The sequence below is a fragment of the Bacillus shivajii genome (genome assembly GCF_020519665.1).
GTDB classification, from domain to species: Bacteria; Bacillota; Bacilli; order Bacillales; family Salisediminibacteriaceae; genus Bacillus_CA; species Bacillus_CA shivajii.
The window spans coordinates 3,506,659-3,531,265 of record NZ_CP084703.1 but is presented as its reverse complement, the minus strand read 5'-3'; the positions used below and the strand labels follow the sequence as shown (position 1 = coordinate 3,531,265).

The following is a 24,607-nucleotide window of genomic DNA, read 5'->3' as shown; positions in this document are numbered from 1 at the left end:
TGATGAATCTTGATGAGTACAGAGGCGTCTGGGTATTTATTGAACAGAGAGATGGGAAACTTGTCGATGTTGGCTTAGAGCTTTTAGGAGCAGGTCGTGACCTTGCAGACAAGTTGGAAGTTGAGCTTTGCGGTGTCTTATTAGGGAATGGTGTAAAAGACTTATCATCAACATTGTTTGAACATGGTGCAGACAAAGTTTATGTCATCGATGACCCAGTTGTTGAACAATACCGAACAGAAACGTATATGAAAGCAGTTGGTGATCTCGTTCGAAAATATAAACCGGAAATTTTTCTATATGGGGCTACTGCAAACGGGAAGGATTTAGCAAGTGCGGTAGCAACAGAAGTTATGAGTGGTCTTACAGCTGATACGACGCTTCTAGATGTAAACGTAGAAAAACGCCTATTCGAAGCAAGCAGACCAGCTTTTGGTGGTAACATTATGGCGACGATCCTTTGTAAAAAACACCGCCCGCAGATGGCGACAGTTCGACCGAAGGTCATCGCAAAACCAGAGCCTCAGCCAGGTAGAACAGGTGAGGTGATCGAAGAAACGATTACACTCAAAGAAGAGGACTTAAGAACGAAAGTGTTAAATATCGTCCGCAATGCGAAAAAAGCGGTGAATTTAGAAGAGGCAGATGTCATCGTAGCAGCCGGTAAAGGAGTCAAAGATGAAAAAGGCTTCCAAATGGTTAAAGAATTAGCAGAGGTACTTAATGCGACAGTCGGCGCTAGCAGAGATGTTGTTGAAGCGGGACTTTGTAAACATGAGCATCAAGTAGGGCAGACAGGTGCGACAGTGACACCAAAAATCTACATCGCGATTGGAATTTCAGGAGCGGTACAACACGTTGTTGGAATGCAAAACTCGGAACTAATTATTGCGATCAATAATGACCCGGATGCCGCGATATTCAATGCAGCTCACCACGGAGTTGTCGCAGATGCTTTTGAAATCGTCCCAATGTTAACGGAAGAATTCCGTAAAGCGTTACAGAGTGAATCCGAAGCTGGAGGTGTTACGAGTCATGCCTGAAAAATTTGACGTGATCGTTGTTGGAGCTGGACCTGCTGGAACTAGTTGTGCATATACTTGTGCAAAAAATGGTTTAAAAGTGTTATTAATTGAACGAGGAGAATATCCTGGTGCCAAAAACGTCATGGGTGGAATATTATATAGAAAACAGATGGAAGAAATTATTCCTGAGTTTTGGAAAGAAGCTCCGCTTGAGCGTCCGGTTGTTGAACAACGTTTTTGGTTTTTAGATAAAGAATCGATGGTAACAACAAGTTATAAAGGATTGGAATGGGGCAAAGAACCTTTTAATAACTTTACCGTTTTAAGAGCAAAATTCGATAAATGGTTTGCATCAAAAGCGGTTGAACAAGGGGCGGTTTTAATTAATGAGACAGTGGTAACAGAATGTCTTGTAGAAGAAGATCGTGTCGTAGGGGTTCGTACTGACCGCCCAGATGGAGATATTTACGCTGATGTCGTTGTGTTAGCAGACGGTGTTAACTCCTTGCTTGCGAAAAAACTAGGATTTCATAATGAATGGAAACCAGATGAAGTTGCATTAACAGTAATGGAAGTATTAAAGCTTCCGAAAAAAACCATTAATGAACGCTTTAATGTGAACGACGATGAAGGGGTCTCTGTTGAGATTTTTGGAGATTCTACAAAAGGATCGCTAGGAACCGCATTTTTATATACAAACAAAGATAGTCTAAACATTGGTGTGGGAACAACTTTGTCAGCGATGATTAAGAAAAAGATGAAACCTTATGATTTGCTTGAGTATGTGAAAAACCATCCGATGATCAAGCCTTATATTAAAGACAGTGAGACACAAGAATATTTAGCTCATTTAATCCCAGAAGGTGGCTATAAAGCGATTCCGAAGCTTGTCGGAAATGGCGTTATTGTAGCAGGTGATGCGGCACAACTTGTCAATGCGATCCACCGCGAAGGTTCGAATATGGCGATGTCTTCAGGAAAAATGGCAGCAGAAACAATTTTACAAGCGAAAGAACTAGGTGATTTCACCGAAAGAACATTAGATTCTTATCGTACTGACTTATATGACAGCTTTATCGGTAAAGATTTGAAGAAATATAAAGATGTGACACACACATTTGAAGAAAACCCTCAATATTTTGAAGAGTATGTACCACTAATGAACCAAGCGATGAACTCGTTCTTTACTGTAGATGGGACGCCAAAGCGGGAAAAACAGAAGAAGATTATTGAAAAGTTCACTGCTGGTAAAGGGAAGGTTGGCGTAGCGAAAGACCTATATCGCGCATGGAGGGTGATGAAATAATGGCAACAACTGTTGAAGAAAAACAGTACCTCGTCCGTTTTAATTGTGACACGAAATCTCACTTAGAGATTAGAAGTCATGACGTATGTAAAGATCAATGTCCAGATAAGGACTGTACGATTTTTTGTCCAGCAGAAGTGTATAAGTGGGAAGTAGATCGAATGTTTGTCGGCTTTGAAGGTTGTCATGAATGTGGTAGCTGTAGAATCGGATGCCCATTTGATAATATTAAATGGGAGTATCCAAAAGGTGGTCACGGGATCGTTTTCCGCTTGGCATAAAAAGAAATTGGCTAATCTCCAATCGTCAATGGCGATCGGCTAAAGTGTAGTTTTTATAATCATATGTGGTAGAAATCATTAACGATAAAAAAAAAGCCCTTGAGGAACATGTCCTTAAGGGGGTTTGGAAAAAAGTGTGGAAGATATGGCAAAGTTATAAACTTTAACACTATCGTTATAGGAATTATATCCGAATTTTCAAAGATAGTAAATAGATATAGTAAAAGATAGAAAATTCTGACATGTGATAATGGTGTGGGTCTTATATAGACTCACACCATTCATATTTTATTTTTTCTAAATCAAGCTTATCAGAAGTAGTGATGTCTGCTTTTAAGACATGTTCCATTAAGTCAAGGGCTTTAATATTGTCGTCTGGGTTATTCGAGGCGACACAGTCATTTGGGGTATATAAATTGAACCCACGCATATAAGCATCATTCGCTGTAAATTGGACACACATATTCCCTGCTACCCCAGTAATAATGAGTGTCTTTACATTTAAATATTCGAGTAAAAGCTCTAACGGCGTTTGGAAAAACGCAGAAAACTGTGGTTTTAAGACAAAGTAATCATCTTCTGCAGGCTCGATTAATTCCACTAAGTCTTTTCCACGACTATCTTCTCTTTTGCAGTGTTCCACTAACTTCTCAAAGTCAGACTGCCATCTTCCGTAGTTATCATTTATGTATAAAACTGGAATATTCAGCGCTTTTGCCCGCTTTTTTAGTTTGGCAATTTTTTGTGTCATTGGTTTTGCATATCGATATAACTTTTCACCATCGTCAAAGCTATAATCGTTAATGACATCAATTAGTAATAAAGCGACATGTTGATATTCAACAACATGAGGGTTTTTATTTTCATTCATGGGGAACACATCTCCTTATGCCTTGAAAAATTTTGTAATGGAATAAATGTTACATCGTTGAAATTGCACAAATCGACTCTAGAATATTCTTGCTCGTTTGTGTAAAATACACGTTAAACTAAAAAAAAGTGAATCACGATAAGTGTTCCCGATAAGAGGAATATCAAACTTGAGGAGTGTTTTTATGACGGAGAAAGAAAAAGAATTACTACATTTATTAGAGAAAGAAGGCCGCTTACCGGTTGAAAAATTAAGCAAAATGCTAGCCTTATCGGTAGAAGAAGTTACAACGATGATGAATTCATTGGAAAAGAAAAAAGTAATCGCAGGTTATTCGGCAATTGTTGATTGGGAGAAGGTTAACCCGAACGAAAGTGTAACAGCGATGATCGATGTAAAAGTGACACCGAAAAGAGGAGTTGGCTTTGACGGAGTGGCAGAAAGAATTTACAAGTTTAAAGAAGTAAAAGCCTTGTACTTAATGTCCGGTACATATGATTTGTCTGTAGTCATTGAAGCAGAGACAATGTCTGAAATTGCAAGGTTCGTTTCTGAAAAGCTTTCAACACTTGATTCAGTATTATCAACAACAACCCATTTTCAATTAAAAAAATATAAACATGACGGCGTTATTTTTGAAGAAAATGAAACAGATCAACGGATCGTTGTCTCGCCATGACTGTCTCAAATAAAGCTCATCAACCAAAATTATCACAAGTCGTTAAAAAGATTCAGCCTTCAGGAATTCGGCGTTTCTTTGATTTAGCTTCAACGATGGATAATGTCATATCATTAGGAGTTGGGGAACCTGATTTTTCAACACCGTGGAACGTGACAGAAGCAAGTATTTCCTCACTAGAAAGAGGGCATACCTCTTATACAGCAAATGCTGGAATGATTGAACTTCGTGAAGCAATTGCGGATTATTTAACTGAACGTTTTCATACCCATTACAATCCAGAAAGTGAAATCGTTGTAACCGTTGGAGCCAGTGAAGGGATCGATTTAGCCATTCGTTCAACGATAGACCCTGGGGATGAAGTATTGATTGTTGAACCATGTTTTGTTTCTTATGCCCCAGTCGTAACTTTAGCAGGAGGGAATCCTATTCCTGTTCCGACAAAAATTGAAGACGATTTTAAAGTATTGCCTGAAGAAATTGAAAAACGAGTGACGTCAAAAACAAAAGGCATATTGATTTCTTATCCGAATAACCCAACAGGAGCAACGATGAACAAGGCTGAGTTAGAATCTGTAGCCAGTGTTGTAAAAAAGCATGATTTAGTCGTTTATTCTGACGAAATTTATGCTGAGCTCACATATGATGATGAACATATCAGCATCCCTGCTCTTGAAGGTATGCGGGATCGAACGATTTTAATCTCAGGGTTTTCTAAATCTTTTGCGATGACAGGGTGGAGAGTTGGCTTTGTGACAGCCCCAGAGTTATACGCAAAAGAAATGCTGAAAATTCATCAATTTTCGATGATGTGCGCTTCAACGATGGCACAGCATGCCGCATTGGAAGCCTTATTGCACGGGAGAGATGAAATGAATGAGATGATTGTAAGTTACAGGCAGCGACGAAACTTTTTTGTTCAATCATTGAGTGAAATAGGTTTGGAGTGCCCTATGCCAGGAGGAGCTTTTTACGCATTCCCATCGATAAAAGAGACGGGGTTAACTTCCGAACAATTTGCAGAAAAACTCTTATTAGAAAAACAAGTCGCAGCTGTACCTGGAGATGTATTCGGTGCAGGTGGAGCAGGACATCTTCGCTGTTCCTATGCGACATCAATGAGTCAATTAGAGGAAGCCATCGATAGGATCAGTCAGCTGTTAACTGACATGAAAAAACGATAACCGTCAACGTGGATAAAAGAAAAAAGCAAAGTGTCGCTAAAAATGCTCCACTTTGCCGAAAGGGGGAATACTAGGTTGTATACAAACATAGTATTGCCCTTTTTTATTGTCTTATACATTCAAATAAAACGAAGTAAAGATGAAGAAGTAAACAAAAATTTCCAGGTGCCTGGCACCTGGAAATTTTGGGATTTAAAACAAATCGAATGCTCCAAGAACGTGTAAGAATACGATGATAATCGCAATAGGAGTCACATATTTTATAAGAATGTACCAAATATCAAACATGACTCGCTTTAATGATGAACCCCTTCTCATTTCTTCATAAAGCGCATCTTTTTTTAACTTTAGCGGTGTGAAAATTGCAATAAGTAGTGCGCCTAGTGGAAGCATGACATTACTGACGAGAAAGTCCATTAGATCAAAAAATGAATGACCGAAAAAGCTTACACCACTCATAACACCGAAGGATAGCGCTGATGGAATCCCCATAATAAAAATAAGAATACCAGCTACCCATGTCGCTTTTTTTCGTTTCGCTGCATCATTTTTCGTAATCGATGCAACAACCATCTCTAACAGTGAAAAGGCGGATGTTAATGTTGCAAACAGTAATAACGACATAAATAAAATGAAAAAGATATTTCCTAGTGGAATACTACTAAATACAGCTGGTAACACGATAAAAATAAGCGGTGGACCTTCAGCAGGTTCTAATCCAAAGGAGAAGACGGCTGGAAAAATCGCTAATCCTGCTAACAAAGAAATAAAAATCGTTAAACTTACGATTGAAACCGCAGATTTCGGTAAGCTTTCTCCAGATTTTAAATAGGAGCTATATGTGACCATAATGGAGACCCCAAGACTAAGTGCGAAAAATGCTTGACCGAGTGCGAAAAGAATTGTTTCTCCAGTAATTGAAGAAAAGTCGGGCATGAGGAAGAACTGAATTCCTTCACTAGCTCCTTCTAATGTGACAGACCGAATCACAATAATTAAAAATAAAATAAATAAGGCCGGCATCATGATTTTAGAAAAACGTTCAATCCCCTTTTGAACACCACCTTGAACGACAAGGATTGTCATGAGAAGGAAAATGAAATGTGCAAAGACGACTAAAAAAGGGTTACTTATCGTTTCTTCAAACATTTGCCCAAATTGATTAACTTCTAGTCCTTGAACCCCTTGGGTAAAGGAACGAGCTAAATAAATAACGATCCATCCACCGACAACACTATAAAAAGAAAGCAAAAGAAATGACGTACCTACCCCTAATTTTCCGATCCAGTGCCAAAAGCTTCCTGGAGCAATTGTTCGGTAAGCAGAAACTGCTTCTTTTTGTGTATGACGACCAATTGTAAACTCAGCGAGTAACAGTGGTAGGCCTAAGAAGATTGTAAATAATAAAAATATTAGAAAGAAAGCACCGCCACCACTGGTTCCTGCGACATATGGAAGTTTCCATATTGCACCTAAGCCAATAGCTGAGCCAGCTGCAGCCAATATAAAGCCGAGCTTGGATGTCCATTGTTCTTGTTGTTTTTGTCCCAAAATTTTTCCCTCCTTAAATGAATGATTTTTATATGTAATTCACTACTATAAAGCGTTGCATTATCAATGTCAACGGTGTTTGATCAAAAGGTGGAGAAACACGTAATGAATATCTGTAAGATAGAATTGGATAAAATATAAGTGGTTTTTGTCACAGTGACAAACATATGATATAATAGACGAGTTAAAAAATATTTAGGAGTTGTTTTCATGTCAAGTCAATATGAAGTAGGTAGTGTCGTTGAAGGTAAAGTGACTGGTATTAAGCCGTTTGGTGCATTTGTTGCGTTAGACAATAATAAGCAAGGTCTTGTTCATATTTCTCATATCGCTCACGGTTTCGTGAAGGATATTAATGAACATCTTTCTGTTGGTGATGAAGTGAAAGTGAAGGTTCTTTCTGTAGATGAAGAGTCAGGAAAAATTTCACTTTCGATTCGTGAGACACAGCCAAAGCCTGAAAGCGAAGAGCGCAAACCACGTCAAGATCGTCCAAAGCGTCAAGGTGGCGGTGGCGGTGGCAAACGCCAAGAGCAACAACAAGCTCAAGGTTTTAACACACTTGAAGAGAAATTAAAAGGTTGGTTAAAACAGTCTAACGAGATCCAACAAGATCTTAACAAACGCATCAAAAAATAAGCGACTTCAGTCCAAATACTGAAACGACAAAGAGGCAGCTCGTATGTGAGCTACCTCTTTCTTTTTTTCAGTTCGAATGGAAGCATTCGAATGGTTTCATCTAAACTGAAAGAGTGATTACAACATCATCTTACCTCTGTGGTTCTGGACTTCTCTCTAGTTCTTCATCTGGTTTAAATAAGATGGAGATACAATATAACCCTGCCAATCCTACAAGGGCATAGATGAAGCGGGAAAATCCAGCAGCTTGACCACCGAAAATCGCAGCGACAAGATCAAAACGGAAGAAACCAATCAATCCCCAGTTTACCGCTCCGATAATCGCAAGTACAAGGGCTGTTCGTTGTATACCGCTCATGCACTCCTCACCTCCTTATAAGGGGTAAAATCATAATACAGAAGCAAAAACAAGCTCCTGATTTTAGAATGATATTTCTATGCAATCTTTATGCATGTTTTAGAAAAAACTTTTTTATCAACGAATAAATGCAAAGATCCTGGTTTGTATTACCAATTAATACCAGGTGCCTGGAACCTGGTATTAATTGGTAATGATTGTGGTGCTTAAAAAGTGGTTTCATTGTGATTGTTTGTGCCTAACTTTTGATTTTTCTTGAACGTCTGCGAGATAATACTAATGAAGAAGAAAAAATGACAAGGGGGAGTTCTATTTATGGATAACTTTATTTATCAAAATCCAACACGACTGATTTTTGGTCAAGGACAAGTGAAAGAGCAATTAGTTGAACAGTTAAAACCTTACGGAAAAAAGGTGCTTCTTGTTTATGGTGGAGGCAGTATTAAAAGAAACGGGCTTTATGAAGAAGTCATACAGTTACTGAATGATGGTGGGTTTCAAGTAAGTGAATTACCTGGTGTAGAACCAAATCCTCGCCTTTCAACCGTACATAAAGGAGTAGACATTTGTAAAACAGAAGAAATTGATGTACTTCTTGCAGTTGGTGGAGGTAGCGTGATTGATTGCACGAAGGCAATTGCAGCAGGTGCAACATTCGATGGTGATGCATGGGATTTAGTAACGAAGAAGGCAATCCCTAAAGAGGCTCTTCCATTTGGAACGATTTTAACATTAGCAGCGACAGGTTCAGAAATGAACGCAGGATCTGTTATTACAAATTGGGAAACGCACGAGAAGTATGGATGGGGAAGCCCACATGTTTTTCCTAAATTCTCTATCTTGGATCCGAAAAATACAGTAACCGTACCGAAAGATCATACGGCTTATGGCGTCGTCGATATGATGTCTCACGTTTTCGAACAATATTTCCACCAACAAACGAACACACCACTTCAAGAGCACATGTGTGAAGCAGTATTAAAAACAGTGATTGAAGCAGGTCCGAAACTAATGGAAAACTTAGAAGATATAGAGCTTCGTGAAACGATTCTTTACTCTGGAACGATTGCTTTAAACGGAACATTACAAATGGGAACAAGAGGAGATTGGGCTTCTCATAACATTGAGCATGCGGTGTCTGCGGTGTATGATATTCCACACGCAGGTGGCTTAGCGATTCTCTTCCCGCAGTGGATGCGTCACCATAAAGAATTAGGTGAACGTAAGCTCGTTAACTTAGCTACTCGTGTTTGGGGAGTTGAGCCTGAAGGTAAGTCAAATCAGGAAGTAGCAGAAGAAGGGATTCAGCGTCTTGAACAGTTCTGGTCTAGCTTAGGTGCCCCGAGCCGTCTCGCTGATTACGATATTGATGACAGTCAATTAGACACAATGGCAGATAAAGCGATGGCAAATGGGGAATTCGGAAACTTTAATAAGTTAAAAAAAGAGGATGTTCTTTCCATTCTAAAGGCATCATTATAAGGAATAAAATGGCCTTTGACTTGGTTAACACCAATTCAAGGGCTTTTTTTTGCAAAATGGAGGGAAGTAATAAATTAATGCTCTTGCGAAGTGAAAAAACGAGTAAGTAACCAATCCATATGTTGAGGTATAATCACCATCTTTCTACAAAAAATGAAGGTAATAAAAATGTCACAATTGAATGCGTTTACATTGTCTTGAATGCTTGATTATTGGTTTCGGTTTTAATAAAGTGAAAGATGATAGTAATTCGTTTACACTTTAAACTTCTTTAATTTGTTAATAACGAATATAAGAAAAGCATTAAGTTTTCACCAAAAACTTAGTGTTTCTAAAAATGGAGGAGATGAACTGATGACTAAAACGTTATCATTTGATTATTCAAAGGCATCAAGTTTTGTATCACAACACGAAATCGACTATATGCAAGATGCAGTAACAGCTGCACATGAGGCTTTACATAACGGTAGTGGAGCAGGAAGTGACTTTTTAGGGTGGATTGATTTACCTGTAAATTATGACAAAGAAGAGTTCTCCCGTATCCAAAAATCAGCTGAAAAAATTAAATCTGATTCTGATGTACTTCTTGTTATTGGAATTGGTGGATCGTACTTAGGTGCGCGTGCTGCAATTGAGGCACTACAACATTCTTTTTATAATGAGTTGAACAAAGACGATCGTAAAGCGCCACAAATTTATTTTGTCGGTCAAAATATCAGCTCAACTTATTTAAAACATTTACTTCAAGTGATTGAAGGTAAAGATGTATCGGTTAATGTCATTTCAAAGTCTGGTACAACAACAGAGCCAGCGATTGCTTTCCGTATTTTCCGCGAATATGTTGAGAAAAAATATGGTGTTGAAGAAGCGCGTAAACGAATTTATGCAACAACTGATAAAGCAAAAGGTGCATTAAAGCAACTTGCAACCGATGAAGGGTATGAGTCCTTCGTTATTCCAGATGATGTAGGTGGACGTTTCTCGGTCTTGACTGCAGTAGGGTTACTACCGATTGCTGCTACAGGACTTGATATTGAAGCGATGATGAATGGTGCTGCTGATGCACGCGAAGAATATAGTGGTGCAGACCTTACAAAAAACGAAGCATATCAATATGCGGCTGTCCGAAATGCGCTATATAACAAGGGGAAAACAGTTGAGCTTATGGTCAACTATGAGCCAGCGCTTCACTACGTTTCAGAATGGTGGAAACAATTATACGGTGAGAGTGAAGGAAAAGACCAAAAAGGAATTTTCCCTGCAGCAGCTGACTTCTCAACGGACCTTCATTCATTAGGCCAGTACGTTCAAGATGGACGTCGCGACTTATTTGAAACAGTTCTTAATGTAGAGTCTGTCAAAGAACAAGTAAACATTGAAGAAGCAGAGAATAACTTAGATAACTTAAACTACTTAGCAGGACAAACGATGGAATTCGTAAACCAAAAAGCATATGAAGGCACGATGCTTGCTCACTTAGACGGAGGGGTACCAAATTTAATCGTAAACATTCCTGAGCTAGATGAATACAACTTCGGTTACTTAGTGTACTTCTTTGAAAAAGCTTGTGCGATCAGTGGTTATTTACTAGGGGTAAACCCATTCGACCAGCCAGGTGTAGAAGCGTATAAGAAAAACATGTTTGCACTTCTTGGAAAACCAGGGTTTGAAGAGCAGAAAGCAGAGTTAGAAAAACGATTAAATCAATAATAATCACGAAAAAGACATCCTGGCTCAGGGTGTCTTTTTTCTTAGGTTGGAGAAGTCGTAATAAGTTAAATTATAATAATTTTAACTAACGGAGAAAGCGCAATTTTCACGGATAAAACGAATTTTTGACGGATAAAACGATTTTTTCACTGATAAATTGATTTTTTGACGGATAAAACGAATTTCTCACGGACAAAACGAATTTTTCACGGACAAATTGATTTTTTCACGGACAAAAGCTAATAGACCTTTAACAAAACCTCAGGTCACGTCTGAACATAGATTTTTCTTTTTCGGATATGCTAACAAATAAATGAAACGGAGGGATCTCAATGATTGAAGTACCATCACAAATCGAAAACAATGAATATAAACTGATTGATTTAGAGAAAAAGTTAAAGCCGTTAGGTTATGTCATCGGTGGCGGCTGGGAATACGATCACGGTTACTTCGATTATAAAGTGGGTGAAGGTGAGAGGTACTTGTACGTGCGCTTACCTTTTACTGCTGTTGATGGTGAACAACTTGATACGAAAGGTGTTCATGTCCGTTTAGGGCGACCATTTTTGTTAGCACATAAATATCAAGATGGATTAGATGACCACGTTCATGATCCAAGTCCATGGGTGAATCAGTTTTCTGAACCAGAAGATAAAGACGCATCTTTCCCTCCAGAAATGGTGAATACAGGGCGAGAATACGTCCAAGAACTAGAACAAGTGATTATAAACGACATGGAAATCTCCCCATAAGAACATTAATGCTCATATGATCGAATAAAAAAGATTAGCTTATCTCCCTTTAATAATGTTGATGATTTTTGGGGATGAAGAATCGTCTCACCATCTCTAAAAATACCTAATAAAAAACAATCTTCATTTTGCAGTTCATGAATGGCATCTGCAAAGCATGCATCTATGAGCCCAGGCGGAAGCTGTGAGAACTGCAATTGATTTTGTTTTTTATGTTGCAGCATTTCAGAGACAACATCTGTCATGCCATGATTAGCGATCCCGTTTGTCATGAGCAGGCTAACTTGTTTAGAACTTTCGATCACTTCATCTGCTCCAGCTCTATCAATATTTTTTTGCTGGTCACTTGTCAAAAGTTCAACGATTGAATAGATACTGGAGTTCATTCCTTTCGCTGTTAGTAGTGTGACAACAGTGTTCATATCAGCCGTTTTTTCTTCAATATGTGAATTGGCAGTGATAATAATTGTGTGTGCTTCTTTAATGTTTGCTCGTTTGAAAGTTTCATCGACCATTGGTGATCCTTTTACAAAGTTTAACCGTTGAAAGTTTTTTGGGATTTCATGCAATGTGGCATCGACTAATACAAACTCTGACTTAGGGTAAATATTGACTAAATGCTTAAGTAGTTGCTTACTTCGCTCATTCCACCCAACGATAATAAAATGCCCTGAACGATGAAAACTAAGTCTTCCTTTTTCTCGTTTATCTCTGTTTGAAACGGCTGAGCTTGCTAGTTCCGTAATGAATAGAGAGAAAAGTGTAATGCCAGAAATGATAAGGACTACGCCTAATATACGCCCAATGACTCCTTGTGGAACAAAGTCACCGTAACCGACTGTTGAGATTGTGACGATCGACCACCAGAGGCCATCAAAAACAGTCGGGAAAGCATCAGGTTCTAATAAATGAATGACAACTCCAATGATAAACGTTAAAAAAAAGATGATTGCACTAATACGAAGAATACTTGGCAGTTTAATGCCTGATTCATCCATAAAGTCGGATCGAAACATTCTGCTCCCTCCTTTACCCTTAAACGTACTCCTAACCATTATTGGCAAAACTAGGTGCATTTCATTCGCTTTTTTGATACGATTAATGATGTGAAAGGGGCGAAGGGGATGTTAGGAGCTTTAACATTTGCGATCACGATCTTTATCGGATGGATTATATTTGATGCAGTTAAACATAAAAAAATTATTCAAGAAAATGTCTGGGCAGGACTTGTCGCTGCGATTTTTGCAGGCATCGTATGGTACATATTGTTCGTCATTTTTTAGCGAGAATATAGAAAGAGAAGAAGGCAGGTTTTGTGCTGAACAAAAATAAAATGCACTTGATTTGCTCTTTTTTGTACTATCAGAATTTATATAAATCTGGTCGATAGTAACTGCTCCTGCGGTTACTCGTCGCAGCTCGAAGGGATTTCGACGAAGCTGATACTCTGTGCTCCTGCGGTTACTCGTCGCAGGTTATTAAGTAGGCTAATTAAAATGGGGCATTAGTTCAGTGGGAGAACACTTGTCTGGCAGACAAGGGGTCAGCGGTTCAAATCCGCTATGCTCCACCATTACTAGGTGAACGCAACTACGTCGAAAAATCACCAAAGCAAGTGAACATAGTAGTGCCCGAGGTGCACCATTACTAGGTGAACGCAACTACGTCGAAAAATCACCAAAGCAAGCGAACATTGTAGTGCCAGCAGGGTGCACAATAACTAGGTAAACGTCACTACGTCGAAAAAGCAACTTAGCAAGTAAACACTGTAGTGTCCGTAGCGGGCACGCACCATGAATAAGCTAGTAACGACGCGAGTTCTCATCAAATGAGGAGTTGCGTCTTTTTTGTGCACATCTTATCCACCTTTATTCTTTTATTGAGTTACACTCCTTATGAATTCCTCTTTATTTTAGTAAAGCGCAACTGGACCTCAATTGATTTTTTGTAAGTTTGAAGTCGATAATTTTAGCTACATGGCCTGATTTTAAATTGTGAATATTTAAAAAAAACTAAAGGTTCACAGAAATGACAAAAACAAAATTAAATCAAAAACAACCTTGTAAATAGTGAAAAATTGAATTCGCGCCTGTGAAACCCTTCACAAAAAACCTTCAAAAATTGGTAATAAATTCTTCAATATTCCTTCACATTTCACTTAAGGTATTTCAATTTGACTTTAGTAGAATGAGGGTGAATATGGAACGAAGGGAGTGAAGGGGGATGAAAAGGTTAGCGAATGTGTTAAAGAAAAAATCACTGCTCTTTATCTTAGGGGGAATATTTTTAGGTATTGTATTTTCTGTTGGTACTGCCGAGACAATGAAGGCAACAGACTCAGCAGAATTCTGTTCAACGTGTCACCTTATGGATACCGCATATGAATCATTTATGGAGTCTAATCATGCAACACTTTCTTGTAATGACTGCCATGCTCCACGGGATAACATTGTTTCTAAAATGACATTTAAAGCACAAGCTGGATTTAGTCATATGTACATGAATACGATCGGTGCTAATGATGTTCCAGATGTCATACATGCTAAGGCGAAGTCGCAAGAAGTCATCAATGAAAATTGTATCGATTGTCATGAAGCTGGACTTACAAATGTTGAATTTCATGATGTGAAAAATGGCAATTGTATTGATTGTCACCGACAGGTTCCTCATGGAGGCGGTAAGTATAAACCAGATGATTGGTTTGAACCGATGAATGTTGAAGCAAGGAGTTAATCAGAAGCTAGGGGAAAGGGTGAAAAGGGATGGGGATATCAATGAAGAAATTTGTCTTCCTACCTTTATCAGCTTTGTTGATCATTGCTGTTATGGCAGCGTGTGGTGGTCCAGATGACCAAGAAAGCGAAGAGAGAGTAACGACAAATTTATCTCCCGATGAAATTCTTAATAGTGCATTTAAAGATGAGTTTCCGGTTCATTATGAAAGTTACTTAAAAAATATGGAACCAAGTGATGCTCCTACATCTAAGTTTGTAGAGGAGATCGAACCAAATTTACCAATATTATTTCATAATTATGGGTTTATGTTGGAGTACAACAAAACAAGAGGACATACTTACGCATTAGAAGATGCGATGAATATTGCTCGTATTAATGATGACTCAATTGGTTCATGTATGACATGTAAAAGTACGGCTGTTCCTAAATTGTTAGATGAAATGGGAGACGATTATTGGGGAGCGAACTTTAAAGAAGAAATTGTACCGAGAGTGATGGCATACGGAGAAGGTGGAGAAGCAGAAGAATTAGGGGAACACGGACATGTTTCAATTGGTTGTGCCGATTGTCATGACCCTGTAACGATGGATCTGCGAATTACACGACCTTCATTTACAAATGCAATGGATCGTATGGGAGTCGATGTGACAGAGGCTAGTAAAAACGATATGCGAACCTATGTATGTGCACAATGTCACGTAGAATATTATTTTGAGCCAGAAAACCAAAAGGTGACTTTCCCTTGGGACAACGGCTTAAAACCTGAAGATATGTTTGAGTATAAGGAGAACCAAGCGATTGAGCAAGGCTTTGATTATGACTGGGTTCATAGTATTTCAGGTGCTCCAATGATAAAAGCTCAACACCCTGAATTTGAATTATGGAGTTACGGCCCTCACGGGAAAGCTGATGTATCATGTGCAGACTGTCATATGCCTTATGAACGTTCAGATGGTAAAAACAAAATCACCTCTCACCATTGGACGTCTCCAATGGATAATGTTGAACGTTCCTGCCAATCTTGTCATGGTGATAAATCAGTACAAGATTTAGTGGATCGTGTAGATGAGATTCAAGATCGTCATATAGAAGCGATGCACGAAACGCAAGAGCACTCCGTGCGCTCTCACTATTATGTGAATCGAATGATCACTGCAGGAGCACAAGAAGAACGTATTGAGGAAGCGCAACATTATATTAGAAAAGGACAATGGTTCTGGGATATTATTGCTGCAGAAAATTCGGATGGTTTCCATAATCCGCAAGGTGGAGCGGATGCAATGAGAACTTCCTCTGATGCATCGAATAAAGCTATTCAAATCGCTATTGCAGAGTTAACAAGATTAGGCGTTGATTTGGAAGAGCTTGAAAGAGAGATCGAAAAAGTTGTAGATGATGTATACAGTGAAGAGGATCCATTTAAAAAGCATGAACATGCGACCAATGACTTTTTCCCAAATGTTCTAGAGTTAGGGAATTAAAAGAGGTAAGGATGACTCATAAGGGTCATCCTTTTCTTTAGCTTAAAAGTAGTCATGTAACATAAAAGCGTTATCAGGACCTTCTTAAAATAATTCATAAAGTGTATAAACATTTGTCACAAAAACGCCAACACGAATTGTGAGAAATATCACAGTTAAAAGCTAGTATTGATAATAAAGTCAAAGTATACAAAGTTCATATGTAGCGGTATTGAGGGGGAATATTCCATGAGAGATAAAGTGTTCCGTTGGTTTATAATCAGTATTCTTATTTTTTCTCAGTTTTTATTTGTTCCAAAAGGGGTTGAGGCAGGACTAGAGGTAACGAATGATCAGCTTCCATATGAGGAAGTTGGTATTCAAGTAATGCCCGAATATGTAACGCCAGAAAGCTGGGAGTCAGAAGAGCGAGCGATGTTAATCGGTTACCACGGCCTTATAAGGAATGACACAGGTTCAACTTATATTGGGGATTTAAGTGTTGTGGTTCCTGCCAATGAGACGAACTTTTTTGTCGCTTTAATTGGGGAGTATAGTGATGAAGGTGATGTCCAAGACGTAGATTTTGACCTTGATGAAGAAAACGGTTTAGTTACGTGGCAACCGAATCAGCCGATCGATGAGAATGGTACGTACCGTTTTGTTATTGAATATTACTATTCTCCGTTTGTAGAAGGAGACAATCATCATGTTTCTTTTGATTTCTCCACTAATTTTCAAAGGCCTGTAGAGCAAGGTGGAGTCATGTTTATGGTCCCTTATGCTGCAGAAAATTTCACGATCAATGAAGAGGCAGATCAAATTTCTGACATGTTCGGTGTTCCAGTTCATGCATTTGAATTTAATCAATTATCTACAGAACAGCAAATTGAATTTGAAACCTCCTATGAAAGAGAAAAAGGGATGCTTTCGACATTAGAAGCATTAGAAACTCAATCACCTCCTGATGATGATGTTCATGCAGGGCTAGTAAATAATGCACAACAACCTCCAACTGGTAACTCTGAATTAATTAGTACAGAAAATGCCGTGATGATCAGTTTATCAGTTGTAATCGCTGGACTATTTGTTTTCTTAGGTCTGCGGGGATATAAACGTACAGCTTTAATATCGGGTGACGAAGGGTTGAGAAAAGATAAGAAAACGAAAAGGGAAAATATAGAATTAGAGAAAAAACGATTAAAAAAACAGTTCATAAATGGAGACATTGATGAAAAAACATATCGCTCTAAATTATCTAACTTATCGTAAATGGGGAGGTTAAAGCATTGAAAAAAAATACAAAGGTTATCTTTGGAGGCAGTTTAATTCTTGTTAGTATTTTGATTTTGTTAGTTGCTGCCACTCCAAGTTCGAGTGGTTCTGAAATTAACATATCAGAAGCATTAGAAAATGCATCCCAGTATGATGGTCGCTATGTAACGACAGAAGGTTTTTTAATTGAAGAAACAATCATTTGGGATGCAGACAATATCGAGATTAGGTTTGAAATCGAAGATGAGGATGGGAACCGTCTTCCTGTTTATCATCATGGGGTTCGCCCAGATAATTTTTCAGATGGCGTGATTGTGATTGTGCATGGGTACTTAAATCAAGATGATTATTTTGAAGCAGAGCGTGTTCAAACTCGTTGTCCTTCAGTATATGAAGGGAAGGATCCTGAAGAGTATGATAAAGAGTTTCATAGAGAGCTTTTACAAAATGAAGATTAAAAGTGTTACTTAATACAACAAAGTAGGTGAACAACTTGCATATTATAGGAAATTTATCGATTTATTTAGCTTTAATTTTATCGATTTATGCCTTTGTGATACTTGTCGCTGGTATACGAAAGCAAGACCAACGTTTTATAGATAGTGGCAGAGGGGCAATATTAGGAATCTTTATTTTAGCTAGTATTTCATCACTTCTTTTATTTATTTTATTAGCAACAAGTCAATTTCAATTTAGTTACGTTTATCAAAATACGAGTTCAGGATTACCTTTAATCTATAAGTTATCAGCTTTTTGGGCAGGAAATGCTGGTTCATTATTACTTTGGACGTTTTTCTTAACGATGTATACAGCAATGGTCGTCTACTCTAAGAAAATGAAAAAGAACCCAATGACACCGTATATTGCTTCAATTATGCTGTTAAACACAATTTTCTTTTACTTAATTTTAGGGTTTGTGACAAAGCCTTTTGAGTTACTTGACCAAGTTCCGATAGATGGGAGAGGTCTTAACCCAATGTTGCAAGACCCAGGTATGATCTTACATCCTATTACAATCTACCTTGGGTATGTTGGCTTAGCTGTTCCGTTTGCTTTTGCTATTGCAGCATTAATGATAAAAAACATGGACTCATTTTGGGTGAAGATGACTCGTCGTTGGACCATTTTAGCGTGGATGTTTTTAACGTTAGGAAATGTTATCGGTGGTTGGTGGGCTTATCTAGAACTAGGTTGGGGAGGATACTGGGCATGGGATCCAGTAGAAAATGCTTCTTTTATGCCTTGGTTAACGGTTACTGCCTACCTTCATTCTGTGATGATTCAAGAGCGGAAAAATATGCTTAAAGTCTGGAATTTAAGCTTAATTATCATCTCTTATGCCTTGACATTATTCGGGACTTTCCTTGTACGTAGTGGTGTCTTGACTTCTGTCCATGCCTTTTCAGAAACGAACTTAGGTGCTTACTTCCTTATTTTCATGGCATTTATGGTCCTTATTTCACTTTATGTTTTAATGAGCAGATATCATTTATTGAAAAAAGATACTGGTCAGTTTGAGTCGTTCCTTTCAAAGGAAAGTAGCTTTTTAATGAATAACTTAATTTTAGTAGGGGCAACATTTGCCGTGTTTTGGGGAACGGTTTTCCCACTCGTTAGTGAAGCGGTAAGAGGAACAACGGTTACCGTAGGAGAGCCCTTCTTTAATACAGTCATGTCGCCAATTCTATTAGCGTTACTATTTTTGTTGGCGGTTTGTCCACTTATTGCTTGGCAGCGCTCGTCGATGAAGAATATCCGTGATAACTTCTTAATTCCAGCCGTTATTAGTGTGATTATTGCAGCACTATTAATGATTTTTGGTATTCGAGGCGCATACCCAATTATTTCATTTGGAATTATTAGCTTTATGTTGTTAACACACTTAGTGGAATTCATTCGAGGAACAAAAGCACGCCGTAAGGTAACGAAAGAATCGATACCGACGGCGTTATATAACTTAACGATCCGCAATCGACGAAGGTATGGAGGATATATCGTTCACATTGGGATTGCCCTTATCGCTATCGGGATTGTTGGTTCGAACTTTGACCAAGAACGTATGCAAACGATCCCTCCTGGAGAATCGATCGAAATCGATAACTATAAAGTGACATATGAAGGGTTGCAACAACGAAGAGAAGGAGAAAATGATGTTGTTTTTGCAACGATGAAGATGGAAAGAGACGGAGAGGAAATCGGCTATATTACGCCTGAACGTATCTTTCATGCGAACTTTGATGAACCTTCAACGGAAGTAGCTGTTCATAGCACATTAAGAGAAGATTTATATGTTGTTTTAAGTTCTTGGGAAGCTGATCAACGAGCAACCTTTATTGTTCGTGTGAACCCATTAGTGAAGTGGATATGGATTGGCAGTTATGTTCTTGTTATTGGGTCACTATTTGCGATTTGGGGTGGTCGTTACGGAAATATAACACCACGGTATGCAGGGCCACAAAGGCAGGTGCATTAAATGGTTAAACGGACACTAATCATTGTTTTGTTTTTCCTAGTAGCTAGTTTCCCTGTCATGGCTAATGGAGAGGTTGAAGTATATGACTATAACTCTCCTGAATTTCGTGATACAGCAAAGCAATTACAATGTTTGTGCGGATGTGGGCAAGATCATTTTGAATGTAACATGGATGGTTGCGGATTAAATGATGCTTTTAAACAGGAGATTGTAGAAAGGTTAAATGAAGGGGAAACGGACGAGGAGATTGTAAACTATTACTTAAACTTATACGGGGAGGAGATTTTAACAGCTCCAGAAAAACGTGGTTTTAGTTTAACTGCTTGGATTACTCCCTTTGCAACACTCGGTGTCGCTTCTGCAGGGCTTATTATGTTGATCCGCAGATGGGTAAATAAGTCGAAAAAGGAAGCATCAATGATTGAAGAAGTTGAGCCAGAGCGATCTGAAGAAGACGAATTAGAAGAGGAGATTCTACGTTCGATGATCGACCAAGAACGGAAAAAAGATTATTAAATTATTTAATGAGTATGTCGTTAGTTCAGAATAGGTTATATCTTACAGTTATAAAAGATGGTTGATAAGGTCGGAGCGAATGAGACTCCTGCCGGAAAAGCAACGACTGAAGACCCCGCAGGGTGATTTTTCCGAGGAGGATGAAGAGTTGCCCGCGGCAAAGTAGACACCGCGAACGCAAGTGGAACGAAGCTAGAGCGGATGTCGCACTTGTGCCCAGAGGTGCAAAGTAGACACCGCGAACGCAAGTGGAACGAAGCTAGAGCGGATGTCGCACTTGTGCCCAGAGGTGCAAAGTAGACACCGCGAACGCAAGTGGAACGAAGCTAGAGCGGATGTCGCACTTGTGCCCAGAGGTGAAAGCGAGTTCGCGCAGAGCGCATCAACACACCTAGACGTCAAAATAGCAAGCGATCATTCTGAACAAGAGGGATACTCATAATTTATTTTAAAAAATGTTTTGTCTCTTTTAAAACCATCTAATGAGGGAGATATGAAACGATGAGGATGTGGCGAACATGGCATACATTACAAGTCTTTTAATTGTGGCTTTGTGCGGATATTTAATCATTATGCCATTCTTACAAAAAAAGCAAAGATGGCAAACGACTGATATAAAAGACGATTTATATGAATTGAGTAAGGAACAAATTTTTGCAACCTTAAATGAACTGGAAATGGAATATAATATGGGGAAATTACCAGCAGAAGACTATAAACATATGAAAAGTCAATATGAGAAATTAGCAGCGCAAAAATTAAAAATGGAGAAAGAAACGAAAGAAAAGCAAATAGAAAAGAAAGTGGGAGAACTCCCTAATAGTGACGTAAATGTTCTTGATTTAGATCTTGAAAAAGAAGTAGAAGAGGAACTTAGAAAAATGAAAGAAAAGCGAAAGGGGGAGTAACATGACTGTAGTTCCGTTGGTTTTATCTGCCGTTACTCGCTCCTCCCCTTCATTTCATAATCCAGGGCATATACGTATGTGGTATGACTCTCCATTGAGAAACTTTGAACCACATTTAGTAACAGGTATTCTGTTGTTAATTATTTTAGCTGGCATTGGCTACTTTATTTACTTTCAATTAAAACAGCGAAATAGTGAGCAAGAAGTGAAAGAGGATGCTTCGGAAAAAGCTTTTGAAGAGTTAGTTGCTAGAAAAAATATATTAATGAATAAGTTATTAGAGTTAGAGGAGGCGTATGAATCAGGTGAGCTAAAAAAAGAAGAGTATGAAGATAAAGAACAAAAGTATAAACAGTATCTCTTAAAAGTAAAAAAAGAGCTTAATCAATACCTTGAATAGTAGGGGATTTGCCATGATACAAACGAAAAGATTGATAAAAACAATTGGTGACAAAATGATCTTAAAAGGTGTTGATACTTCGGTTCAGAAAGGGGAAGCTGTCGCTATCCTTGGACCTAATGGTGCTGGGAAAAGTACTTATTTAAAAGTGGTTGCTGGCTTAATGAAACCGAATGAAGGAGAAGTATGTATTAATGAAAAGCCAATAAAGAAAGATCATTATGATGAACAAAGAATGATTGGTTACTTAGGGCATCAAAGTTTTTTATATGACCATTTATCTCCAATTGAAAATCTGCGCTTTTATAGTAAGCTTTATCAAATTGAGAATATGGATGAAAAGGTAGATGAACTCATTGACGAGGTAGGGTTAACATTATTTAAACATGAGCCAGTCCGTTCTTTTTCAAGAGGGATGGTACAACGTTTGGCAATCGCTCGTGCGATATTACATGATCCAAGTGTGTTATTACTAGATGAACCGCATACAGGATTAGATCAACAAGCAATTCACATCTTAAATTCTGTTTTAGAACGGTTAAAACTTAATGAAGTAACAATTATGATGGCGACACATGATTTCCCACAAGTTATAGAATCGTGTGATAGAATTTTTATCTTACGAAAAGGACGCTTAGTAAAGGACTCACCAATTGTAGATCATCACTTGGCTTGGTTGCATGACTGTTACGATGAGCAGGTGAGTCTGTCATGAAACATTTATTAAAGCCTGCGTTAGCAATAGCGGGAAAAGATTTATATTCTGAATGGAAAACAAAACAAGTATTAACGACGATGCTTATTTTTTCCGGGCTTGTCATTGTAACGTTTAGCTTTGCATTTGATCCATCGAATCAAGCTGTGCAAGTACTCGTACCAGGAATGGTTTGGGTTATAACGATTTTTTCTGGGATTCTCGGTTTAAACAGGTCGTTTCTATCAGAACAAAAGAATGATAATATTCATGGGTTTATTGTTGCTCCTATTGACCCTTCAAGTGTTTTTCTAGGGAAACTCCTAGCAAATTTTGTGCTCGTTTTGATTGTACAACTCGTCTCTGTACCGATGTTATTTATTTTATTTGATTTTAGAGTTTTAGATAGCACAAGCATTGTCTATCTCTCTTTGATTCTTGTATTAGGTGCTTTTGGATTTATTAGCATAGGCACCTTACTAGCTGCATTGTCCGCACATTCTAAAAGCAGTGAGATGTTACTGCCGATCCTACTGTTCCCATTAGTTACTCCAGTCATCATCGCTGCAGTCCAAGCAACGAGTATTGTTTTAAGTGATTTGGATGGTCTGTCGAATGCCTTTTCATGGATGCAGTTAATGGCAGCTTATAATCTTATATTCTTTGTTGTTGGTTTCATATTATTTGAACATGTTTTGGAGGTGTAAGTAATGTTGAATTCTAATCTAGGAAAAGAGCTTTCTCCTAGCCTTTTACATCGAGTGTTACTATTTTTATCGGTTCCAATGGTTATTACCGCGCTTTACCTTATATTTATATGGACTCCTGTTGAGCGAACGATGGGAGTCGTTCAAAAAATCTTTTATTTTCATGTCGGTGCAGCCTGGAATGCTTTCTTTGCTTTCTTTGTCGTTTTTATTTTCAGCATTTTATATTTAATAAAGCGAAAACGTGTGTATGACATGATTGCTGGAGTAAGTGCTGAAATTGGCGTTGTCTTTACAGTGATTGTCTTAACGACAGGCCCAATTTGGGGACGTTCGGCATGGAATACATGGTGGACATGGGAACCGCGTTTAACAACGACGTTAATTCTTTTATTTATTTACGTTGCATATATTATGATTCGCAGTCTTGATATGCCTTGGGAAAAGAAAGGGCGCTTAGCTTCAGTATTTGGTGTGATTGGATTTCTCAATGTTCCCATCGTCTATATGTCAGTAAGGTGGTGGGAAACAAACCTTCATCCAGTCGTTATGGGGGATGGTGCTGACCAAGCGGGAGGTGGGTTAGAGCCTAGTATGTTGTTTACTCTTATATTCAGTGTGTTCACTATGGCTTTACTATATTTCATCCTTCTACAAAAAGGGTTATATATTGAAAAATTACGTCTAGAAGCATCAAGGTTAAAAATAAAAGCTCATGAAAAATTAAGTAGCTAGGGGGAATAAAAATGGAATATTTATTTGCAGCATATACGATCATTTGGTTGCTAATTATCACTTATGTATTCGTATTAGGAAGAAGACAAAAGCAAGTTGTAAAGGAACTAGAATTTTTGAAGGATTTACATGATCGATAGAAAGGCATTTTTTCAACATGCTCAATTGAGAGGGGGAGTAGAGTGGAAAAACGAAGAGTCATGCAGGGGATTGTTTTCGTTTTTGTCGTTGGGATGCTCGTTACATTTGTAATGGGTATTCAAGCTCAAACAAATAGCATGAGTATAGGAGATCAAGCTGATGATTTTGAGTTGGAGGACTTAGAGGGAGAAGTGCACCGATTATCGGACTATGAAGGAGATTTTGTAGTTATAACATTTTTTTCGACATGGTGCCAAGCTTGTGTTGCTCAAGCTCCAGAAGTCAATCAATTTTACATGGACTTTAAAGATGATATAGAGCTTCTCTATATTGTTCGTTCAGATACACCGAGGCAAGTGAATGGATTTATTGAGGAGACAGGTTTTAATGCATATCCTTATTTATTTGATGGTAATAATAACGTTGCGAAAAGTTTCGGAGTAGTTGGCCAGCCGGAAACAATTATCATTGACCCAGATGGGGTTATTCAAGAGCACTTTATCGGTTCGGTCACACGTGATTTATTAGCTAAAACGACTACGGATATCATGGATTCAAGGTAATGATAAACTGTAGCTTTATTTAAAACTTTATTAATTATCAGGGTGTAGTAAAGGCAGCTTCGCTACACCTTTTTCGTTGTTTACCAATTTAGATTAACTTAATTAGTACAAATAATTCCCCCATACTAACGGTACAAAAAATGTAAGGGCTTTATCTCTGG

Annotated in this window: 27 protein-coding genes and 1 tRNA gene; 24 read left to right on the top strand and 4 right to left on the bottom strand. The window is 38.3% G+C overall.

The features are described from left to right. Positions 1-2 precede the first annotated feature (2 nt). The 3 genes from LGQ02_RS17010 to LGQ02_RS17000 are packed head-to-tail and all read left to right on the top strand — an operon-like array spanning position 3 to position 2,612. The gene (locus tag LGQ02_RS17010) at positions 3-1,043 is read left to right on the top strand and encodes an electron transfer flavoprotein subunit alpha/FixB family protein (RefSeq protein ID WP_226518356.1); all 1,041 of its coding nucleotides are present in this window, start codon (positions 3-5) and stop codon (positions 1,041-1,043) included. Beyond that, the gene (locus LGQ02_RS17005; protein WP_226515525.1) at positions 1,036-2,331 is read left to right on the top strand and encodes an FAD-dependent oxidoreductase; all 1,296 of its coding nucleotides are present in this window, start codon (positions 1,036-1,038) and stop codon (positions 2,329-2,331) included. The genes LGQ02_RS17010 and LGQ02_RS17005 overlap by 8 nt, the downstream gene beginning before the upstream one ends. Next, positions 2,313-2,612 carry a ferredoxin family protein gene (locus LGQ02_RS17000; protein ID WP_404802364.1) on the top strand — a complete coding sequence of 100 codons (300 nt, stop codon included), beginning with the start codon at positions 2,313-2,315 and terminating at the stop codon, positions 2,610-2,612. Before LGQ02_RS17005 ends, LGQ02_RS17000 begins: the two co-directional genes overlap by 19 nt. Positions 2,613-2,874: 262 nt before the next feature. Here LGQ02_RS17000 and LGQ02_RS16995 read toward each other — a convergent pair whose 3' ends face one another. Then, a complete protein-coding gene (locus LGQ02_RS16995) occupies positions 2,875-3,483 on the bottom strand; it encodes a cysteine hydrolase family protein (protein WP_226515523.1) in 609 nt (202 codons plus the stop codon). 184 nt (positions 3,484-3,667) lie between these two features. Here LGQ02_RS16995 and LGQ02_RS16990 point away from each other — a divergent pair, with 184 nt between their 5' ends. Both LGQ02_RS16990 and LGQ02_RS16985 read left to right on the top strand, forming a co-directional pair. Then, on the top strand, positions 3,668-4,162 hold the full coding sequence (locus tag LGQ02_RS16990; protein WP_226515522.1) for an Lrp/AsnC family transcriptional regulator: 495 nt from the start codon (positions 3,668-3,670) through the stop codon (positions 4,160-4,162). After that, positions 4,159-5,346: an aminotransferase gene (locus LGQ02_RS16985; protein ID WP_226515521.1), complete on the top strand. Its 1,188-nt coding sequence runs from the start codon at positions 4,159-4,161 to the stop codon at positions 5,344-5,346. Before LGQ02_RS16990 ends, LGQ02_RS16985 begins: the two co-directional genes overlap by 4 nt. Before the next feature lie 192 nt (positions 5,347-5,538). On the opposite strand, the gene LGQ02_RS16980 is transcribed toward LGQ02_RS16985, so the two are convergent. Then, positions 5,539-6,897: a sodium-dependent transporter gene (locus LGQ02_RS16980; protein WP_226515520.1), complete on the bottom strand. Its 1,359-nt coding sequence runs from the start codon at positions 6,895-6,897 to the stop codon at positions 5,539-5,541. Between the two features lie 210 nt (positions 6,898-7,107). On the opposite strand from LGQ02_RS16980, the gene yugI reads away from it, so the two are divergent. Next, positions 7,108-7,536 (top strand): S1 domain-containing post-transcriptional regulator GSP13, encoded by a 429-nt coding sequence (gene yugI, locus LGQ02_RS16975; RefSeq protein WP_226515519.1) that lies wholly within the window; start codon positions 7,108-7,110, stop codon positions 7,534-7,536. 130 nt (positions 7,537-7,666) lie between these two features. Here yugI and LGQ02_RS16970 read toward each other — a convergent pair whose 3' ends face one another. After that, a complete protein-coding gene (locus LGQ02_RS16970; protein WP_026690818.1) occupies positions 7,667-7,894 on the bottom strand; it encodes a DUF378 domain-containing protein in 228 nt (75 codons plus the stop codon). A gap of 315 nt (positions 7,895-8,209) precedes the next feature. Here LGQ02_RS16970 and LGQ02_RS16965 point away from each other — a divergent pair, with 315 nt between their 5' ends. The 3 genes from LGQ02_RS16965 to LGQ02_RS16955 all read left to right on the top strand — a co-directional run bounded on the left by LGQ02_RS16965 (position 8,210) and on the right by LGQ02_RS16955 (position 11,838). Then, on the top strand, positions 8,210-9,376 hold the full coding sequence (locus LGQ02_RS16965; RefSeq protein ID WP_226515518.1) for an iron-containing alcohol dehydrogenase: 1,167 nt from the start codon (positions 8,210-8,212) through the stop codon (positions 9,374-9,376). A gap of 354 nt (positions 9,377-9,730) precedes the next feature. Beyond that, entirely contained in the window at positions 9,731-11,086 is a 1,356-nt protein-coding gene (locus LGQ02_RS16960) for a glucose-6-phosphate isomerase (protein WP_226515517.1), read from the top strand. A gap of 332 nt (positions 11,087-11,418) precedes the next feature. Beyond that, positions 11,419-11,838, top strand: a complete 420-nt coding sequence (locus LGQ02_RS16955) for a YugN-like family protein (protein WP_226515516.1) — start codon at positions 11,419-11,421, stop codon at positions 11,836-11,838. Positions 11,839-11,843: 5 nt separating this feature from the next. Here LGQ02_RS16955 and LGQ02_RS16950 read toward each other — a convergent pair whose 3' ends face one another. Then, entirely contained in the window at positions 11,844-12,854 is a 1,011-nt protein-coding gene (locus LGQ02_RS16950; protein WP_226515515.1) for a potassium channel family protein, read from the bottom strand. A 108-nt stretch (positions 12,855-12,962) separates the two neighbouring features. On the opposite strand from LGQ02_RS16950, the gene LGQ02_RS16945 reads away from it, so the two are divergent. The 15 genes from LGQ02_RS16945 (at position 12,963) to LGQ02_RS16875 (ending at position 24,446) form a co-directional block, all read left to right on the top strand. Continuing rightward, complete coding sequence (locus LGQ02_RS16945; RefSeq protein ID WP_226515514.1) at positions 12,963-13,121, top strand: hypothetical protein; 159 nt, start codon at positions 12,963-12,965, stop codon at positions 13,119-13,121. Between the two features lie 215 nt (positions 13,122-13,336). Then, a tRNA-Ala gene (locus LGQ02_RS16940) sits at positions 13,337-13,411 on the top strand. Positions 13,412-14,061: 650 nt separating this feature from the next. Continuing rightward, positions 14,062-14,571: a cytochrome c3 family protein gene (locus LGQ02_RS16935; RefSeq protein ID WP_226515513.1), complete on the top strand. Its 510-nt coding sequence runs from the start codon at positions 14,062-14,064 to the stop codon at positions 14,569-14,571. Positions 14,572-14,600: 29 nt separating this feature from the next. Next, positions 14,601-16,055 (top strand): ammonia-forming cytochrome c nitrite reductase subunit c552, encoded by a 1,455-nt coding sequence (locus LGQ02_RS16930; RefSeq protein WP_319003485.1) that lies wholly within the window; start codon positions 14,601-14,603, stop codon positions 16,053-16,055. A gap of 228 nt (positions 16,056-16,283) precedes the next feature. Beyond that, positions 16,284-17,306 (top strand): hypothetical protein, encoded by a 1,023-nt coding sequence (locus LGQ02_RS16925; RefSeq protein WP_226515512.1) that lies wholly within the window; start codon positions 16,284-16,286, stop codon positions 17,304-17,306. Between the two features lie 17 nt (positions 17,307-17,323). Beyond that, complete coding sequence (locus LGQ02_RS16920; protein WP_226515511.1) at positions 17,324-17,767, top strand: cytochrome c maturation protein CcmE; 444 nt, start codon at positions 17,324-17,326, stop codon at positions 17,765-17,767. A 26-nt stretch (positions 17,768-17,793) separates the two neighbouring features. After that, complete coding sequence (locus LGQ02_RS16915) at positions 17,794-19,782, top strand: heme lyase CcmF/NrfE family subunit (protein WP_319003484.1); 1,989 nt, start codon at positions 17,794-17,796, stop codon at positions 19,780-19,782. Beyond that, on the top strand, positions 19,783-20,298 hold the full coding sequence (locus LGQ02_RS16910) for a cytochrome c-type biogenesis protein (RefSeq protein ID WP_226515509.1): 516 nt from the start codon (positions 19,783-19,785) through the stop codon (positions 20,296-20,298). It begins immediately after the preceding gene. A gap of 518 nt (positions 20,299-20,816) precedes the next feature. After that, positions 20,817-21,206, top strand: a complete 390-nt coding sequence (locus LGQ02_RS16905; RefSeq protein WP_226515508.1) for a hypothetical protein — start codon at positions 20,817-20,819, stop codon at positions 21,204-21,206. Between the two features lies 1 nt (position 21,207). Next, positions 21,208-21,606, top strand: coding sequence for a hypothetical protein (locus tag LGQ02_RS16900; protein ID WP_226515507.1), 399 nt, complete (start codon positions 21,208-21,210; stop codon positions 21,604-21,606). Positions 21,607-21,619: 13 nt separating this feature from the next. Beyond that, on the top strand, positions 21,620-22,321 hold the full coding sequence (gene ccmA / locus LGQ02_RS16895; RefSeq protein ID WP_226515506.1) for a heme ABC exporter ATP-binding protein CcmA: 702 nt from the start codon (positions 21,620-21,622) through the stop codon (positions 22,319-22,321). Further along, complete coding sequence (locus LGQ02_RS16890; RefSeq protein ID WP_226515505.1) at positions 22,318-23,007, top strand: heme exporter protein CcmB; 690 nt, start codon at positions 22,318-22,320, stop codon at positions 23,005-23,007. Before ccmA ends, LGQ02_RS16890 begins: the two co-directional genes overlap by 4 nt. 3 nt (positions 23,008-23,010) lie before the next feature. Further along, a complete protein-coding gene (locus tag LGQ02_RS16885; protein WP_226515504.1) occupies positions 23,011-23,742 on the top strand; it encodes a cytochrome c biogenesis protein in 732 nt (243 codons plus the stop codon). 11 nt (positions 23,743-23,753) lie between these two features. Continuing rightward, positions 23,754-23,882 carry a CcmD family protein gene (locus tag LGQ02_RS16880; protein ID WP_226515503.1) on the top strand — a complete coding sequence of 43 codons (129 nt, stop codon included), beginning with the start codon at positions 23,754-23,756 and terminating at the stop codon, positions 23,880-23,882. A 42-nt stretch (positions 23,883-23,924) separates the two neighbouring features. Then, on the top strand, positions 23,925-24,446 hold the full coding sequence (locus LGQ02_RS16875) for a peroxiredoxin family protein (protein ID WP_226515502.1): 522 nt from the start codon (positions 23,925-23,927) through the stop codon (positions 24,444-24,446). The last annotated feature ends 161 nt before the right edge of the window (positions 24,447-24,607 follow it).